Source organism: Streptomyces sp. NPDC003034 (genome assembly GCF_053591375.1).
In genome coordinates, this window is record NZ_JBSFTS010000042.1 from 15,634 (window position 1) to 31,239 (window position 15,606).

Sequence of the window (15,606 nt, forward strand, 5' to 3'; positions counted from 1 at the left end):
CTTGACTCATGCCAGGACCCGCAGCCCGCCTCGCGGCCCTTCTCTGGGCCCTTCTCTGGGCCCTGCTCCTCGTCCTCGCGCCGGCCGGCGCGGCCTGGGCCGCCGCACCCGTGGGTTCGGCGGACGGACCCGCCGACGTCGCCCTGGCCATCGGACTCACCACCGCGGCCGCCGCGGCCACCGGCTGGTGGCTGCGCGCCCGCCACCGCCCTCACGACGGCGCCGGGCGCGGTGAACGGTGACCCCCCGGTCCCGCCCGGCGGTGCGCCTGTGCTTCGGGGCGGCGGCCCTGTGCCTGGTGCTGGCCGCGCTGCTCGCCGTATGGGAGTCGTACGCCCACGCCTGAGCCCGCGCACCCGGACGTACGCGGCTCAGTCGCGGAAGCCGCCGCTCCGCGCAGCCGTCCGCGGCGCGCTCAGGCCGCGAGGTCGCTCTCGGGCGTACGCCGCCCCGCCGTCGGGGTGTTGGCCTGCGCCAGGCCGACCGCCAGGGCCGGGCGCCGGCTCTTGGCGCGGACGAGCCGCCCGAGCCGCGGCGAACCGGCCACCGCCCGCACGAGCGGGGTCAGCAGCGCCATCGCGAGCGGCGCGAGGACCAGGACGACCGCGGTGCCGAGCGCGAGGCCGCCGATGACATCCGTCGGGTAGTGGACGCCCGTGTACACGCGGCAGGCGCCCCCGGCGAGGGCGAGTGCGATCCCGGCGAGCCCGAACTTCCGGCTCGCGATGAACAGGCCGACGCCCAGCGCCATCGCGAGGGTGGCGTGGTCGCTGACGAAGGAGAAGTCGCTCCGCGCAGAGCCCGTACCGAAGAAACCGGTACCGGGGCCGGTGCCGAAGCCCGTATCGAGGCCGCTGTCGATGACCTGCAAACCCTCGTGCTGCCGGAACGGACGGGGCCGGCCCACGAGTTCACGCAAGGGCACGTTGATGAGGAGGGCCAGCCCGGCCGCGAGCGGAGCCCACACCAGCGCGGCGAACGCCTCGACCGCCGTGTCCTCGTCCTGTCGGCGGGCGCTGCGCCAGCACCAGAGGACCAGGAGCACCAGGGCCAGCGGAATCCCGTATTCACCGGCCAGACTCACGGCCCGGTCGAACCAGTCCGGGGCCTGCCGGGCCAGTCCGTTGATCTCGTACAGCAGGCTGACATCCACATTCGGCCCACCGGTCGCGAGTCCAGCCATGGCGATGCGGCCCCTTGCTCTTGCCGTGGTTGCCTACGGACGCACGACGGTGTGCGCCCCTTCGCCCCCCACTTGATCAAGCTCCCCATCCATGGAACGCCCGTTCTGGCAGCTACGTTCCACTCTCCACCGAATGATCACTCCAACGTTATCGAAGAGTGACTCGTCCTCGCAGCTCAGGGCCTTGGCCTCACGGAGAGTTGCTACGGGGTCCGTCCGGGCGCCGACCGATCCGGAAGCGCCTCCGCACCGTCCTTGGTCACGCGCGTCGCACCGAAGTAGTCAGGCGTGTCGATCTTGTCGAAGCGGATGACGGCACCGGTGTACGGAGCGTTGATCATGTAGCCCCCGCCGACGTACAAGCCGACGTGCCGGATGTCCCGAGAGTTCGTCAAATCATCGGAGAAGAAGACCAGATCACCGGGGAGCAGCTCATCGCGCGAGGGATGCGAACCGGCGTTGTACTGGTCGTTGGCCACGCGCGGCAGCTCGATCCCCACCGACTCGTAGGCGGCCTTGGTCAGCCCCGAGCAGTCGAACCGCCCGTCCTGGTCGGGCGTTCCGTTGCCACCCCACAGGTACGGCGTGCCCAGCTGCTTCTGCGCGAAATAGATGGCGCCCGCGGCCTGTTGGGAGGGAGCGACCCGCCCGAGGGGCCGGGCGAAGCTCTTGGCCAGCGTCGTGATCGTCTTCACATAGCCCTGGGTCTCCTTGTACGGGGGCACCCCGCCGTACTTGATGACCGCGTAGGCCCCCGCGTTGTAGGCGGCCAGCATGTTGTGCGTCGCGTCGCCGGGGACGCTCGCCACGTCCTTGGACAGCTCGCAGTCGTACGAGGCGGCCGAGGGGATCGCGTCGTTGGGGTCCCAGATGTCCCGGTCCCCGTCCCGGTCCCCGTCAATTCCGTGGCCCGCCCAGGTGCCCGGGATGAACTGCGCGATACCGCGCGCGTCGGCGGGACTGACGGCGCTGGGGTTCCAGCCGCTCTCCGAATACAACTGGGCAGCGAGCAGAGCCGGGTTGATGGCCGGGCAGAGATTTCCCCACTTCTCCACCAGCGCCTGGTACTTCGCGGGCACCGCGCCCTTCACGAGGCCCACCGCGCTCCCGCCCGCCCCGGCCGCCACCAGGCCCGCCGCGGCGGAGTACGTCCCCACGACGAGCAGTACGAGAAAGCTCAAGCACAACCCGAACCCGATGCCGCCGGCCATCCAGAATCTGCGCACCCGCCAACCCTCCCCCATCGCCGTAGCTTTCCGCCGCGATTTGCCCGTGTCGCCTGTCGTACTAGCCCACTTGCTACCCCGCGGCCCCCACCGCCCGCCACACCCTCCGCGCGCGGGCCCACGCCCTCCCGGAACATCCTCGGCGCGATCGCGGACAACCGTCCAGTCCCCCGGCCGTTCGGCGAAAGGTCAGCGAGGCCGGGGGGCATGCGGACGGTCCGGCGTACGCGGGGGCGTACGTGGGCGGCGTACGTGGGCGGCGTCGGCCCGGCGGCGTACGTGGGCGGCGTCGGCCCGGCGGCGTACGCGGGCGGCGTACGGGCCGGACACGCGCGCCGGTCAGCGGGCGAAGCCCAGCCCCACACCCAGCCCCACCAGCACCGACCCGATCGCCCGGTTCAGTGCCTTCTGCGCCTTCAGCATCCGGTCGCGGAGCCGGGGCGTGGAGAAGAACAGCGCCACCGCCCCGAACCAGCCCAGGTGCGCAACCGACATGAACAGCCCGTAGCCGGCCTGCTGCCACAGCGCGGTCTCGGGCCCGACCACCTGCGTAAAGGTCGACACGACGAACAACGTGGTCTTCGGGTTCAGCACGTTCGTCAGGAACCCGGAGCGCATGGCCCCGAGCCGGGTCAGCCGCGGCTTCGACTCCAGATCCACGACCACCTCGGTCCGCGCCCGGAAGGTACGGATCCCGATCCACACCAGATACGCCGCACCAGCCAGCTTGATCACCGTGAAGAGGGTGGTGGAGGAAGCGATCAGCAGGCCCACGCCGAGCATCGTGTACGAGACGTGGACCAGCACACCGGCCGCGACCCCGGCGGCGGCGAACAGCCCCGTCGGCCGCCCGTAGAGATAGCTGTTGCGGACCACCATGGCGAAATCGGCGCCGGGACTGATCACGGCGAGAAGGGTGATGACGGCGACTGCGATCACTTCTGTCATACGGAGATGCTGGCCGCCCGTCCTCTTATGGATCAAGTCGATTCATCGGCGCATGCCTGGTGGATGAGCCCAAGCCGTCCGCCCGTCTCCCTGCGCCCCTTCCGCCCGGCCGAGGACATGCCCGTGCTGCGCGCGTGGGTGACCACCCCCACCGAGGTGAGGACCCGGGCCGGTTCCGCCTTCTCCTGGCCTCTGGACGACGGGCAGCCCGCCGCCTACGCCGCCGAGCCGGGCCGCCTCATCTGGACGGCCCTCGCCTCCGGCGAACACCGGCGAACACCCCGGCGAACACTTCGTCGGGCACCTGTCGCTCCGCGGCACCCGCCTCGGCCAGGTCCTGATCGCTCCCGAGGCGCGCGGCCGGGGCCTCGGCGGAGCGCTGGTCCCGCTGGTGGTCGAGCGCGCCTTCGGCGGTCTGGGCCTGCGGGAGACGGACCTCTGTGTCCGGGCTCACAACACCGCGGCCGTGCGGACCTACCAGCGGCTCGGCTTCCGTACGGAGCAGGTCGTCAAGGACGTCGAGGAGGTCGACGGCGCCCTCCGGTCCGCCCTGGAGATGCGGCTCATCCGCCCCGACAGGTGACAATGGATGACGTGTCCAACCCGTCTGCCCCCCTTCCCGTCCTCCAGGCCGACTGCGCGAACTGCTTCGCCCTCTGCTGCGTCGCCCTGCCCTTCGCCAAATCCAGCGACTTCGCCGTGAACAAGCCCGCCGGCACCCCCTGCGAGAACCTCCAGCAGGACTTCCGCTGCGGCATCCACACCCGGCTGCGCGACAAGGGATTCCAGGGCTGCACCGTCTTCGACTGCTTCGGCGCGGGCCAGCAGGTGTCCCAGGTCACCTTCGGCGGGCAGGACTGGCGCACGCACTCCGCCGCCACCGCCCGGCAGATGTTCGACGTCTTCCCGGTGATGCGGCAACTGCACGAGCTGCTCTTCTACGTCACCCAGGCACTGGCCCTCCCGGACGCCGCCCCGGTCCACCCGGAGCTGCGCCGCGCGCTCGCGGATACCGCGCAGTGGACCCGCGCTGACGCGCAGGCCCTCGCCGACCTGGATGTCGGAGCCCTCCGCCAGGACATCAACACCCTCCTCCTGAAGACCAGCGAGCTCGTACGGGCCAAGGTGCCCGGCCGCAAGAAGAACCACCGCGGTGCCGACCTCATGGGGGCGCGCCTCTCCGGCGCCAACCTGCGCGGTGCGAACCTCCGCGGCGCCTACCTGATCGCCGCCGACCTCACCGGCGCGGACCTCCGCACGGCGGACCTGATCGGCGCGGACCTCCGCGACGCCGATCTCCGGGACGCGGACCTCCGCGACGCCGTCTTCCTCACCCAGCCCCAACTGAACGCAGCCCGCGGCAACCCCTCCACCCGCATCCCCCCAACCCTCACCCGCCCCACCCACTGGTCCTGACCCCCACCCCGGCCGCCGACGCTTGAGCCGCGCAGGCCCGCGGCGCAGCCCCAACCCCCAGCCGCACCAGCGCTTGAAGCGCGGAGCCGCAACCCCACCCCCGCCAGCGCTTGAGGCGCGGCGCCCCACCCCCAGCCCCGCCGACGCTCGGACCGCGGAATCCGGGGCGGAAACCAACCCCAGCCCCGCCGGCGTTTGAGTCGCGGGGTCCCAACCTCAGCCCGGCCGCCGCTTGAGCCGCGGGCTCGGGGCGGCGCCCCACCCCCAGCCCCGCCGGCGTTTGAGGCGCGGGGCCCCAAACCCAGCCCGCCGACGATTGAAGCGCGGAGCCGCAACCCCAGCCCCGCCGGCGTTTGAGGCGCGGGGTCCGGGGCGGAGCCCCGAAAGCCCGGCGCAGCCGGGCACCGGCGGGCACCGCCGGGACCGCTGCGGCCGCACACCGGCCGGGATCACACCCGCGCCAAAAACCCCCGCACGGCGGCGACGAACCCCCCGGGATCCCCCACCCGCACCGCATGCCCCGCCGGCAACTCGACCAACCGCACCCCCGCCCTCCGCACCGTCATCTCCCGCGCGTGCTCCGCCGACAGCACCCCGCTCCGATCCCCCCGCACCAGCAACGTCGGCCCGCGCACCGCCAGCCAGTCCTCCCAGTGGTCCCCGTTCAACCCCCGCTGGGACTCCACCATGTCCTCGGCCCGGAACTCGGTCCCCCACCCGTCCGGATGCTCCCGCAGGGAACCGGCCACGAACGGCGCCGAGCTGCCCACCCCCGCCAGGAAGGCCTCCCGGGTGGCGGCCCGCCGCGGCCACTGCCGCACGAAGGACAGCTCGTCGTCGACGACCGCCCCGATGTCCTCGACCACCACCGCCCGCACCAGATCCGGCCGCCGCGCCGCGAGCTGGTACGCATTGACCCCGCCCAGCGAATGCCCCAGCACCACCGCGGGCCCGAGCCCCAGGTGCTCCAGGAGACCCGCCGCATCCGCCACGTACCCCTCCCGCGTGTACTCCCCGGCCCGGTCGGACTCCCCGTGCCCGCGCTGGTCCAGGGTGATCACCCGCCACTGCGGCCCCACCTCCCGCGCCAGCCGCTCGTAGCTCCTCCCGTTCTGGAAGTGCCCGTGCAGGGCGAGCAGCGGCGCGCCGGGCCCGCCGAAGTCCGTGTACGCGAGCCGCCGCCCGTCCGGTGCCCGGAAGACCCCCGGCAGCGGCCCCAGCTTGTCGTTGACGCGCTGCCGCAGCAGCTGGTACTCCGCCCAGCGCCTCGGCAGCCGCCCGCCCGGCCGCTTGCGCATCAGCCGGCCAGCGGTGACCGTCTGGCCGCGCCGGAACTGCTCCCGCGTCAGGTCGATCCGTATGCCCCCCCCGGCAGCACGTTCCACCAGTGGAAGCCCTGCTGCTCCCCGTCCAGCCAGACCTCGCCGACCATCAGCTCGCCGCCCGCCATGTCCTGGACGACCAAAGCCGTGATGTCACAGTGCCCCCAGGCCGGATTGTCGGCCGTCCAGGGCGCCCGCTCCACGTCCTCGGGCGAGCAGGTCTCGGCCGACCATCCTGCCCGGATGGCCGCCTCGATGTCGGCGAGGGTCCACGGAGTCGTCATACCGCAACCCTGCCGCACCCCACTGACAACGCGGCGGCCGAGCGCCAGCCGGGGCGGGCCGCGTCACGCACGGCCGCCGCGCGCCGCGGGCAGGCCGCGCCTCGGCGACGCCCTCCCGTCCGCCGCCGTGACCGGCTTGCGCTCCGGTCCCGGCGCCGGACGGGATCGGGCGGGCCGTCACGGCCTGACGACGGCCGCCCAGCCCAGGGTGCAGCTCAGCGTCAGCGTGCAGGAGTTCTCGAAGATCTCCCCCGTCGGCGTGAGCACCTTGACGTAGACCCGGTCGGTGACCTTGATGGACACTCCGCACCCGCGGCTCGGGTACCCCGGCGTACCGGCCCGGGTCAGGTCCACCCAGCGGTAGCCGCCGGTCGGCGTGGTCCGGACCCCGACGTACGTCCGGCCCTTCCGCAGCGCCGCGCTGTACTCGGCGAGCAGCGCGGCCGGCCCCGGCGCCGGGGCCGTGTCGATGTCCACGCACGGCCCGGGAGGACCGGCCGGACCCCGGGCGCCCTGCCGGCCCTTCGAGCCGCGGCCGCCGAGGCAGGCGGAGTCCTGGGCGGCGGGCGCGGACTTCACCGTCTTGGACCCGGCCTTCACCGGCTTCGTCGGCTTGGTGGACTTCATCGGCTTGATCGACTTGCTGTCGGCCGCCCTGCTCGTCGCACAGTCGCTGCCCGTCACGGGCGCCGCCACCGCCGTGCCCGCTCCCGGGGCGGCCGCCGTCGCCGGGGCCGACACACCCATGAGCGCGAGCGCCAGCGGCACTGCGAGACCACTGGCCAGCCACGCGCGCCGACCCGCCATCATTGCGGAACCCATCCGTCCACTCCTTGCGTCGTCGTACCGAACGACGTGGAGCATCGCCCGCAACTCGGCACACGGATGGAACGACTGACGGAATGTCGGACAAATGTCAGCGGGTCGGCCCAACGACACGCGGCCCCACTGCGCCGAACGGCGGCCCCACGCCCCACCCCCCGCACGCCGGGACGACAGTCATTGCCCGGCGTCACGCGTCGTGATACACAGAGTGACCATACGTCCGTTCGCATGCCCACCGCCCAGGCCCAGGCCAGAGCGCGCGAACCGGGCGGGAACGGGGCGCGGGCCGGGATATCGGGTAAAGAGACCCGCCAAGTCGGCGACGACGGCAGTTTCATCAGCGAAGATAGTGCGTGACCCCTGCCGTCGGCACGGGCTACCGGAACTACCCATACAGGGGCGGTGAGTTACATGATCCTGGCAGCCGAAAAGGGCGATATCACCACCATCATCGGCGGAATCGCCCCGAACTGGGGGCCGTTCGGCAGTCTCGGCAATGAGGCGAAGGTCATGATCGAAGTGGTCATGGCCGTAGCCATCCTCCTCTGCCTCGGCATCGCCATCTGGGGCGCGGCCAAGCAGCGCATCGGCGCGACGGCCCTGCGCGACACGTTCAGCGCCGAACAGGGCAAAGGCCTGATCGTGGCCGGGCTGACCGGCGTCTTCATCATCGGATCGCTCGGCACGCTGTTCACGATCGTCTACGGAATGGCCGTCTAGCCGATCCCCCGCAGCCGCATCTGATGAGGACTCACCACACCGCACCAACGCGGGAACCAGCGCTACCGTCGGACGACGCGGAGGGGGCGGAACGGACATGAGCAACGACGACCAGTACGGCGGCAGCGCCGGCGGCGGCTACGGCGAGGTCGGCGGCACGGGCCAGACCCGTACCCGCCTCCCGGACTCCGCCGCCGACCCGTACGGCCCCACCCGCCGCACCCCCCGCGCCTCCCGCGGCCTGGTCACGGTGGTGGGTGTGGTGGTCCTCCTCGTCGCCGCGATCGCCTTCGCCAACCAGGCCCCCGACACCCCGTCGGACCCCACCTCGGACAAACCCCCGGCAGCCTCCTCCACCGCGGCGACGGGCGTCGCCCCAGTGGACACCAAGCCCGGCACCATCCCCCAGGGCTTCGCCCACACCGAACAGGGCGCCCAATCGGCGGCCGCCAACTACGCGGTGATCCTCGGCTCCGACGGCATGTTCAAGAAGGAGACCCGGCACGCCATCGTGGACGGGGTGTACACGCCCGAGGCCGCGGGCCGGCTGAAGGGCCCGCAGGACGCCGCGTACTCCCCGGCCTTCCTCGCCAAGCTCGGCCTGGACGCGAACGGCAAAGCCCCGCAGGGCAGCACCTTCGTCACCCGCACCATCCCGGTCGGCACGCGGGTCGAGAGCTACACCCCCGCGGGCGCCAAAGTCGCCGTCTGGTCCACAGGTCTGATCGGCATGTCCGGTGAGAAGTCCACCGACCCCGTACGGACCACCTGGAAGACTTGGACCTTCGAACTCGCCTGGTCCGGCGACGGCTGGAGAGTCACCGCGGACACCCAGCAGGACGGCCCCGCTCCGGTACCCGGCGACGCCGCCGTGTCGTCCGCGGACGACATCAGCAAGGCCACCAAGGAGTTCGGAGGGTTCACCTATGCCCGCTAGGGCGTGTCTTTCGGATCTTGCCGGGCCCGCGCTGCCCGGCACCGCACCTGGCCGCGTGGTCGGGGCTTCCCAGCACGTCCAGTACGAGCCACGCTCCTCCGCCTCGCGATGCACGGCACCGGACAACGCAGGCTCGGCCGACAAGACCCGAAAGACCCGCACTAGCCGCAAGCTGCGGACGGGCGTCGTCGTCTCCGTCCAGCTGGCCGTCCTGGCACTGGCGTCCCGCGCCTTCGCCGCACCGACGCCGGCCCCTACCCCCACCCCGGCAGCGACACCCTCGCCCCCGGCAGCCAACAAGAAATGCGACCTCCTCATCGGGTCGGCCAGGGACTACTGCCTCAAGGACGAGAACCCGGCAACCGGCGGAGCCTCCCGCCTCTCCCCCACCGATCCCGCCGACGCCCTCAACCCCCTCGCCTCCCTCGCCCGCGGCTGCGCCGACGCCGCCGCCTGGATCGTCGGCAAGCTCAGCGAAGCGGTCAACGGCAGCGCCAACGTCGACTTCACCAACCCCGCCTTCCTCAAGCAGTACGCCGTCGTCTTCGCCGCCTCCACCATCCTCACCCTCGTCCTGTGGCTCTTCGCCGTCGCCAAGCGAGCCGTCCGCGGCGTCCCCCTCGCCACCGCCATGTCCGAAGCCATCGGCTTCCTCTGGCTCACCGTCCTCGCCTCCGCCTTCACCCCCCTCATCCTCTACACCGTCGTCTCCGCCACCGACGGCGTCACCGAGGTCATCGCCTCCGCCGCCGGCGGCCAGACCGACGTCTTCTTCGGCTCCTTCTCCGAAGCCCTCAAAAAGGGCGACGAGATCGGCGGCGGCCCGATCATGCTGATCGTCGTCGCCCTGGTCACCGTCCTCGCCGCCGGCGTGCTCTACCTGGAGCTGTTCATCCGAGCCGCCCTCCTCTACGTCGGCGCCCTCCTCGGCGTCGTCGTCTACGCGGGGCTCGTCGACCGGAACCTCTGGGGCCACGTCCGCCGCTGGGCGGGCATCATGATCGCCGTCATCCTCGTGAAACCGGTCATCGTCATCGTCCTCGGCCTCGCCGGAGCCCTGGCCGGCGAGAAGGGCCCCAACGCCTTCTCCGCCGTCGTCACCGGCCTCGCCATCATCCTCCTGGCGATCTTCGCCTCCGCGATGATCTACCGTTTCGTCCCCGGCTTCGGCGACGAGATCGCCTCCGCCCGCTCCAACCGCAGCAAGGCCACCGACGGCGCCCAAGCAGCCGCCGTCATCAGCTCCCCGGCCTCCCTCGTCTCGCAGGGCATCAAGACGCACAGCAGCCGCGGCGCCCACCGCGGAGGCGGTGACGGCGGCGCCGGCGCGCCCCGCCCCGCCAATCCCCTCTCCGGAGGCGTGGCCGCCCACAGCAGCCGCCCCGCCTCCGGTGGCGGGGCCGGCGGCGGATCTGTCCCCTCCGCCGCACCCCCGCCCCGCACGAGTTCGAGTACGAGGAACACAGGAGGTGACGGGCGTTGACGACCCAGTCCCACCAGCTCCACCCGGTCGCGCCCCGCCGCACGTATCTCATCGGCCGGGCCCGGCCAAACGCGATCGTCGGCAAGAACCGGGAGACCGGCGAAATCGCCCTGATCATCACCGGGGCCTTCTTCGGCATGATGAGCGGACTGCTGGTCCCCGACCTCACCCTGCGCATCGTCAGCCTCGCCGGCTTCCCCATGCTGGCGCTCGCCGCCGTGTACGTCCCCTACAGAGGCCGCACCTTCTACCGGTGGTTCGAGATCAACCGCAGCTACAAGCGGACCCTGCGGCGCGGTACGACGTACCGCTCGGGCGCCATGGAAGCCGGCGTCCGCGGCTCCGACGGCCGCGAGGTGGAGGTCGGCCCGCCCCCGGGGATCGGCCGCATCAACTGGCTCGCCGCCCCCTTCGGCCCCGACGAGATCGCCGTACTGCTCCACGCCGACCGCCGGACCGTCACCGCCGCCATCGAGATCGAGGGCCCCGGCGTCGGCCTGCGCGACAGCGAGGACCAGGAGGCCCTCGTCGACCGCTTCGGCACCCTGCTCAAGCACGTGGCGAACGGCGACGGCTTCGTCACCCGCCTCCAGATGCTCGCCCGCACCCTCCCCGCCGACCCCGACGCGCACGCCAAGGACGTGGCCGTACGCGGCGACACCCGGGCCCCCGGCTGGCTGCGCGAGTCCTACGACCAGCTCCAGTCGATGGTGTCCACCTCCTCCGAGCAGCACCGCGCGTACCTCGTCGCCTGCATGCACTTCACGCGCGAACTCGCCGCCGAGGCCCACACCATCGCCCGCGCGGGCAGCCCCCGCAAGGGACGCGCACTCGACCGCGACACCGGCCTCGCCATCGTCATGGCCCGCGAACTCACCGACATCTGCGCCCGCCTCGCCGAGGCCGACATCCGCGTCCGCCAGCCGCTCGGCCAAGGCCGCCTGTCCTCCCTCGTGCACTCCATGTACGACCCCGACCACCCCATCGACCACATCCAGGCCATGACCAAGCGCAACGCCTGGCCGGCCGAGCTCGACGCCGTGGAGCCCACCTACCTCCAGGCCAAGACCCGCGAGTCCTCCACCCGTGCCCCCTGGTGCCACGCCACCGCGTGGGTCAAGGAGTGGCCGATGACACCCGTCGGCGTCAACTTCCTCGCCCCCCTGCTCGTTCACACGCCGGACGTGATCCGGACGGTCGCCGTCACCATGGATCTGGAGCCCACCGAGGTGGCCATCGAGCGGATGCTCACGGAGAAGACCAACGACGAGGCGGACGCCAGCCGCGCCGCCAAGATGAACCGGACCGTCGACCCCCGCGACATCGCCGCCCACGGCCGGCTGGACCAGAGGGGTGAAGATCTCGCGAGCGGTGCGGCGGGAGTCAACCTGGTCGGGTACATCACGGTGTCCTCGCGTTCACCGGAAGCCCTCGCCCGCGACAAGCGGACGATCCGCGCCTCGGCCGGCAAGTCCTACCTGAAGCTGGAGTGGTGCGACCGCGAGCACCACCGCGCCTTCGTCAACACCTTGCCGTTCGCCACCGGCATCCGACGCTAGCTGGAGGGAAGTGCCGCCCATGCGAGATCCCATGACCGCGCTGACGGACGCCTTCACCAGCTTCCTCTTCGGTAAAGTCGAGACCACCCGGCTGCCCGTCCGCACCTCCACCGGCCAGGCCCAAGCCGTCTACCTGCCCACCGCCGCCCCCGGACTCGGCGACTCCGGTGTGATCATCGGCCGTGAGGTCTACAGCGGCAAGGGCTACATCTACGACCCCTTCCAGCTCTACGGGCAGCAGCTCCCGGCGCCCCACTGGCTGGTCCTCGGCGAGTCCGGCAACGGCAAGTCCGCCCTGGAGAAGACGTACGTACTGCGCCAGCTCCGCTTCAAGGACCGCCAGGTCGTCGTCCTGGACGCCCAGGGCGAGGACGGCGTCGGCGAGTGGAACCTGATCGCCCAGCAGCTCGGAATAACCCCCATCCGCCTGGACCCGATCGCCGCCAACGACGACGGGATCCGCCTCAACCCGCTCGACCCGGCGATCACGACGACCGGGCAGCTCGCGCTGCTCCGGACGATCATCGAGGTCGCGATGGGCCACGGCCTCGACGAGCGCGCCGGCTTCGCCCTCAAGGTCGCCCACGCCTACGTCGTGGACACCATCCGCGACCGCCAGCCCGTCCTCACCGACATCGTGGAACAACTGCGGCACCCGGAAGCCGAGTCGGCCGCGGCGATGAATGTCGACATAGACGATGTACGGGCCTGGGGCCTCGACGTCGCCCTGGTCCTCGACCGCCTCGTGGACGGCGACCTGCGCGGCATGTTCGACGGCCCCACCACCGTCGGCATCGACCTCGACGCCCCACTGATCGTCTTCGACCTCTCCCACATCGACCGCAACTCCATCGCCATGCCGATCCTCATGGCGATCGTCGGCGTCTGGCTGGAGCACACCTGGATCCGGCCGGACCGGAAGAAGCGCATCTTCCTGGTCGAAGAGGCCTGGCACATCATCAACAGTCCCTTCGTCGCCCAGCTGTTCCAGCGCCTGCTGAAGTTCGGCCGCCGCCTCGGCCTCTCCTTCGTCGCCGTCGTCCACCACCTCTCCGACGTGGTCGACGGAGCGGCCGCACGCGAGGCCGCCGCCATCCTCAAGATGGCCTCCACCCGCACGATCTACGCCCAGAAGGCCGACGAGGCCAGAGCCACGGGCCTCGTCCTCGGCCTGCCGCGCTGGGCCGTGGAGATCATCCCCACCCTCACCCCGGGCATCGCGGTCTGGGACGTCAACGGCAACGTCCAGGTGGTCAAACACCTGATCACCGAAGCCGAACGCCCCTTGGTCTACACCGACCGCGCGATGACCGAGGCCTCCGCTCCCGACCGTCTCCCCGACGACATGCTCGCCGCCGAACTGGAGGCGGAGGAACGCGCCCTGTCCATCGAACGCCGCCGCAACGGCAGCGGTCCGGGTTCCACGACCACGGTGGCCTGACCATGCACGACGTACGGCGTACGCAGAACACCCGGGGCGGGGGCGTCCCGGACGGCCTGCTCGTCGCCCTGCTCGCCTTCCTGCTGGGCCTGGCCGTCCTGGTGTGGTCGGCGACGGGCCTCGCGGCCTGGTTCTCCAAGGGCGCCTGGCCCGCGACCGTCACCTTCACCCGGACCCCGGAGGCCGTCCGCGCGCTGATAGCGCAGCCTCATGACGTCCCGGGCGCCTGGCCGGACACCGACCCGGCGGCGCTGCCCGGCTGGGGCCTGTTCTGGGGCCTGTTCATCAGCCAGCTGCTGGTGATGTTCGTCCTCACGGTCTTCGCCATCGGCGTGATCGCCCGTACCAAGTCCCGCCGCGCCCTCGCCCGACAGGCCGCCGCGCACGCCGTGGAGCAGCCTCCCGCTCCGGCCCCCATCCCCAGCCAGCCGCGACCCCAGCCGCAGCCACAGCCGTACGAGGCCGCCCAGTCGGCGGCGACCGCACCGGCCACCCCGGCCGCGCCCGTGCCCGCATCCGACTCCGCGCCCGTGCCCTCGTCCGGCTCCGCTTCCGACTCCGCCCGGTTCGTCACCCAGCCCGCCGGCCCCGGCCAGGGCTCGGGCACCGCGGCCCACCCGAACGACGATGCCTACCGCTACGGCTTCGGATACGCACCGACGCGCCCCCGCCGCCTCACCTACGGCGGCCAGCGCGACCGCTTCCGTGCCGCGGTGCAGCGCATCGGCGAGTCGGAGGGGCCCGCCCTGATCCTGACCTCCTCACCGGCCCTCTGGGCCGAGACCAAGGACGCCCGCGCCAAACTCGGCCCGGTCCTCCTCTACGACCCCTCGCACCTCTGCGACACCCCGGCCCGCATGCACTGGAACCCGGCCGAGGGCTGCGCCGACCGGGACACCGCCGCCGCCCGCGCCATCGCCCTGCTGGCCCCCGTACGCCCCCAGGCCCGCATGGACGCGGCCGTCGCCGACACCGCGGAAACGCTCCTGCGCAGCTGGCTCCAGGCCGCCGACCTGGACGACCGCCCCTTCAAACAACTCCACCGCTGGACGCAGGGAAACAACGCCCAGGACCCGGTTCGCGTCCTTCGCACCCACCCCCGGGCAGCCCCCGGCGCGGCCGGTGAACTGGAAAGCGCGCTCACCGCCCACCCCGAGCGCCGCGAACTCGCCCAGAACCTGACCTCGCGCGCCCTCTCCTGCCTCACGTCCATCCACATCCGCGAGGCCTGCAACCCGAACCGCGCGGACTCCCTGGCGCTGGCTTCGTTCGTCGCGGAAGGGGGCAGCCTCTACGTGGTGGGCGAACCACTCGAAGATCCCCGTACCCACCCGGGTGCGATGCCGCTGCTGACCGCACTCACCTCGCACGTGGTCGAGCACGGCCGGCGCATGGCCGCACGGTCATCGCACGGCCGGCTCGACCCACCACTCACGCTGATCCTGGACGACGTGGCCGCGGTCGCCCCCCTCCCCCAGCTGCCGGAGCTCCTGACCGACGAGACGCTCCCCATGCTGGCCCTGTGCCGAAGCCGCGAACAGGCCCGCGCCCACTGGCCCCAGGCCGACCTGCCCTGACCCCTGCCCTCACAGCGGCCGCGGAAACGTACTCGATCTCCCTCGCCGAAGGATCCCCGGGCATCGCCACACACCGCCCGGTCGCCCGGAACCCGAACCGCCGGTAGAACGCGCCGGCCCGCTCGTTCTCCTCGTGCACCAAGAGGCGTACGCACTCCAGCGCAGGCTCCTCCAGCTTCCAGGCCCACTCCAGCGCGGCTTCCAACAATCCCTCCGCCAGCCCGGTCCCCCGCAGCCCCGACCGCACGAACACCCCGACGGCATGCCCCTGCGTACGCTCGATCACCTCGCCCAAGATATCGGTGGTCCCCTTCACCTCAACCAGAACGGTCACGGAGCCGCCCCACTCCCCATCGGGCGCCTCCGCGATGAACTGCCGCGCCGCCCGCCCGTGCGAGGCGCCGGCCGCACGAGCCTGCCAGAACTCGTCGGGCCGGGCCTCGGCCTGCGCCACGCTTTCCAGGAACGCCACGGGCGCCGCCGGATCATTCAGCGCGGCGAGCCGCAGTTCCTTGACCCTTTCCCACTCGTCTCCACGCACGGCCCGTATCACGTACTGGTTCATGTCGAAGATCACCTGTTCTGGTCCGGAACGCAGGAAAGCCCCGCACCATAAGGTGCGGGGCTTCCCCACAATAAAAGTTCGGCGGCGTCCTACTCTCCCACAGGGTCCCCCCTGCAGTAC

General features: G+C 71.9%; 15 protein-coding genes and 1 pseudogene. 9 read left to right on the plus strand and 7 right to left on the minus strand.

Going from position 1 to position 15,606, the window contains the following annotated elements:
- Positions 1-8: 8 nt before the first annotated feature.
- A complete protein-coding gene (locus ACWDX7_RS27295) occupies positions 9-242 on the plus strand; it encodes a hypothetical protein (RefSeq protein WP_451493177.1) in 234 nt (77 codons plus the stop codon).
- A 173-nt stretch (positions 243-415) separates the two neighbouring features.
- On the opposite strand, the gene ACWDX7_RS27300 is transcribed toward ACWDX7_RS27295, so the two are convergent.
- The 3 genes from ACWDX7_RS27300 to ACWDX7_RS27310 form a co-directional block, all read right to left on the minus strand.
- Entirely contained in the window at positions 416-1,183 is a 768-nt protein-coding gene (locus tag ACWDX7_RS27300; RefSeq protein ID WP_451493176.1) for a phosphatase PAP2 family protein, read from the minus strand.
- A 203-nt stretch (positions 1,184-1,386) separates the two neighbouring features.
- The gene (locus ACWDX7_RS27305) at positions 1,387-2,394 is read right to left on the minus strand and encodes a C40 family peptidase (RefSeq protein WP_451493194.1); all 1,008 of its coding nucleotides are present in this window, start codon (positions 2,392-2,394) and stop codon (positions 1,387-1,389) included.
- Between the two features lie 354 nt (positions 2,395-2,748).
- Positions 2,749-3,357 (minus strand): LysE family translocator, encoded by a 609-nt coding sequence (locus ACWDX7_RS27310; protein ID WP_451493175.1) that lies wholly within the window; start codon positions 3,355-3,357, stop codon positions 2,749-2,751.
- 304 nt (positions 3,358-3,661) lie between these two features.
- On the opposite strand from ACWDX7_RS27310, the gene ACWDX7_RS27315 reads away from it, so the two are divergent.
- Both ACWDX7_RS27315 and ACWDX7_RS27320 read left to right on the plus strand, forming a co-directional pair.
- Entirely contained in the window at positions 3,662-3,940 is a 279-nt protein-coding gene (locus ACWDX7_RS27315; protein WP_451493193.1) for a GNAT family N-acetyltransferase, read from the plus strand.
- A 2-nt stretch (positions 3,941-3,942) separates the two neighbouring features.
- Positions 3,943-4,773: a pentapeptide repeat-containing protein gene (locus ACWDX7_RS27320; RefSeq protein ID WP_451493192.1), complete on the plus strand. Its 831-nt coding sequence runs from the start codon at positions 3,943-3,945 to the stop codon at positions 4,771-4,773.
- Between the two features lie 449 nt (positions 4,774-5,222).
- Here ACWDX7_RS27320 and ACWDX7_RS27325 read toward each other — a convergent pair whose 3' ends face one another.
- The 3 genes from ACWDX7_RS27325 to ACWDX7_RS27335 all read right to left on the minus strand — a co-directional run bounded on the left by ACWDX7_RS27325 (position 5,223) and on the right by ACWDX7_RS27335 (position 7,201).
- Positions 5,223-6,158 (minus strand): alpha/beta fold hydrolase, encoded by a 936-nt coding sequence (locus ACWDX7_RS27325; RefSeq protein WP_451493174.1) that lies wholly within the window; start codon positions 6,156-6,158, stop codon positions 5,223-5,225.
- On the minus strand, positions 6,119-6,379 hold the full coding sequence (locus ACWDX7_RS27330; protein WP_451493173.1) for a YunG family protein: 261 nt from the start codon (positions 6,377-6,379) through the stop codon (positions 6,119-6,121). Before ACWDX7_RS27330 ends, ACWDX7_RS27325 begins: the two co-directional genes overlap by 40 nt.
- A gap of 177 nt (positions 6,380-6,556) precedes the next feature.
- The gene (locus ACWDX7_RS27335; RefSeq protein WP_451493172.1) at positions 6,557-7,201 is read right to left on the minus strand and encodes a hypothetical protein; all 645 of its coding nucleotides are present in this window, start codon (positions 7,199-7,201) and stop codon (positions 6,557-6,559) included.
- A 414-nt stretch (positions 7,202-7,615) separates the two neighbouring features.
- Between ACWDX7_RS27335 and ACWDX7_RS27340 the strand changes: the two genes are divergently transcribed.
- The 6 genes from ACWDX7_RS27340 (at position 7,616) to ACWDX7_RS27365 (ending at position 14,921) form a co-directional block, all read left to right on the plus strand.
- Entirely contained in the window at positions 7,616-7,924 is a 309-nt protein-coding gene (locus ACWDX7_RS27340) for a hypothetical protein (RefSeq protein WP_008742356.1), read from the plus strand.
- 97 nt (positions 7,925-8,021) lie between these two features.
- On the plus strand, positions 8,022-8,861 hold the full coding sequence (locus ACWDX7_RS27345) for a hypothetical protein (RefSeq protein WP_451493171.1): 840 nt from the start codon (positions 8,022-8,024) through the stop codon (positions 8,859-8,861).
- Positions 8,862-9,078: 217 nt separating this feature from the next.
- The gene (locus tag ACWDX7_RS27350) at positions 9,079-10,344 is read left to right on the plus strand and encodes a hypothetical protein (RefSeq protein ID WP_451493191.1); all 1,266 of its coding nucleotides are present in this window, start codon (positions 9,079-9,081) and stop codon (positions 10,342-10,344) included.
- The gene (locus ACWDX7_RS27355) at positions 10,341-11,903 is read left to right on the plus strand and encodes an SCO6880 family protein (protein WP_451493170.1); all 1,563 of its coding nucleotides are present in this window, start codon (positions 10,341-10,343) and stop codon (positions 11,901-11,903) included. Before ACWDX7_RS27350 ends, ACWDX7_RS27355 begins: the two co-directional genes overlap by 4 nt.
- A 19-nt stretch (positions 11,904-11,922) precedes the next feature.
- Complete coding sequence (locus tag ACWDX7_RS27360) at positions 11,923-13,344, plus strand: ATP-binding protein (RefSeq protein WP_451493169.1); 1,422 nt, start codon at positions 11,923-11,925, stop codon at positions 13,342-13,344.
- Positions 13,345-13,346: 2 nt separating this feature from the next.
- Positions 13,347-14,921 (plus strand): type VI secretion protein, encoded by a 1,575-nt coding sequence (locus ACWDX7_RS27365; protein ID WP_451493168.1) that lies wholly within the window; start codon positions 13,347-13,349, stop codon positions 14,919-14,921.
- Positions 14,922-15,006: 85 nt separating this feature from the next.
- Here the strand turns inward: ACWDX7_RS27365 and ACWDX7_RS27370 are convergent.
- Positions 15,007-15,486: pseudogene (locus ACWDX7_RS27370) on the minus strand (GNAT family N-acetyltransferase); the annotation flags it as partial.
- Between the last annotated feature and the right edge of the window lie 120 nt (positions 15,487-15,606).

What these genes read in the sequence shown, in the direction of transcription:
- ACWDX7_RS27320 (WP_451493192.1), top strand. Translation starts at nt 3,943, where the DNA reads ATGGATGACGTGTCCAACCCGTCTGCCCCCCTTCCCGTCCTCCAGGCC.
- ACWDX7_RS27310 (WP_451493175.1), bottom strand. Translation starts at nt 3,357, where the DNA reads ATGACAGAAGTGATCGCAGTCGCCGTCATCACCCTTCTCGCCGTGATC.
- ACWDX7_RS27295 (WP_451493177.1), top strand. Translation starts at nt 9, where the DNA reads ATGCCAGGACCCGCAGCCCGCCTCGCGGCCCTTCTCTGGGCCCTTCTC.
- ACWDX7_RS27345 (WP_451493171.1), top strand. Translation starts at nt 8,022, where the DNA reads ATGAGCAACGACGACCAGTACGGCGGCAGCGCCGGCGGCGGCTACGGC.
- ACWDX7_RS27330 (WP_451493173.1), bottom strand. Translation starts at nt 6,379, where the DNA reads ATGACGACTCCGTGGACCCTCGCCGACATCGAGGCGGCCATCCGGGCA.
- ACWDX7_RS27300 (WP_451493176.1), bottom strand. Translation starts at nt 1,183, where the DNA reads ATGGCTGGACTCGCGACCGGTGGGCCGAATGTGGATGTCAGCCTGCTG.
- ACWDX7_RS27305 (WP_451493194.1), bottom strand. Translation starts at nt 2,394, where the DNA reads ATGGCCGGCGGCATCGGGTTCGGGTTGTGCTTGAGCTTTCTCGTACTG.
- ACWDX7_RS27335 (WP_451493172.1), bottom strand. Translation starts at nt 7,201, where the DNA reads ATGGGTTCCGCAATGATGGCGGGTCGGCGCGCGTGGCTGGCCAGTGGT.
- ACWDX7_RS27360 (WP_451493169.1), top strand. Translation starts at nt 11,923, where the DNA reads ATGCGAGATCCCATGACCGCGCTGACGGACGCCTTCACCAGCTTCCTC.
- ACWDX7_RS27340 (WP_008742356.1), top strand. Translation starts at nt 7,616, where the DNA reads ATGATCCTGGCAGCCGAAAAGGGCGATATCACCACCATCATCGGCGGA.
- ACWDX7_RS27365 (WP_451493168.1), top strand. Translation starts at nt 13,347, where the DNA reads ATGCACGACGTACGGCGTACGCAGAACACCCGGGGCGGGGGCGTCCCG.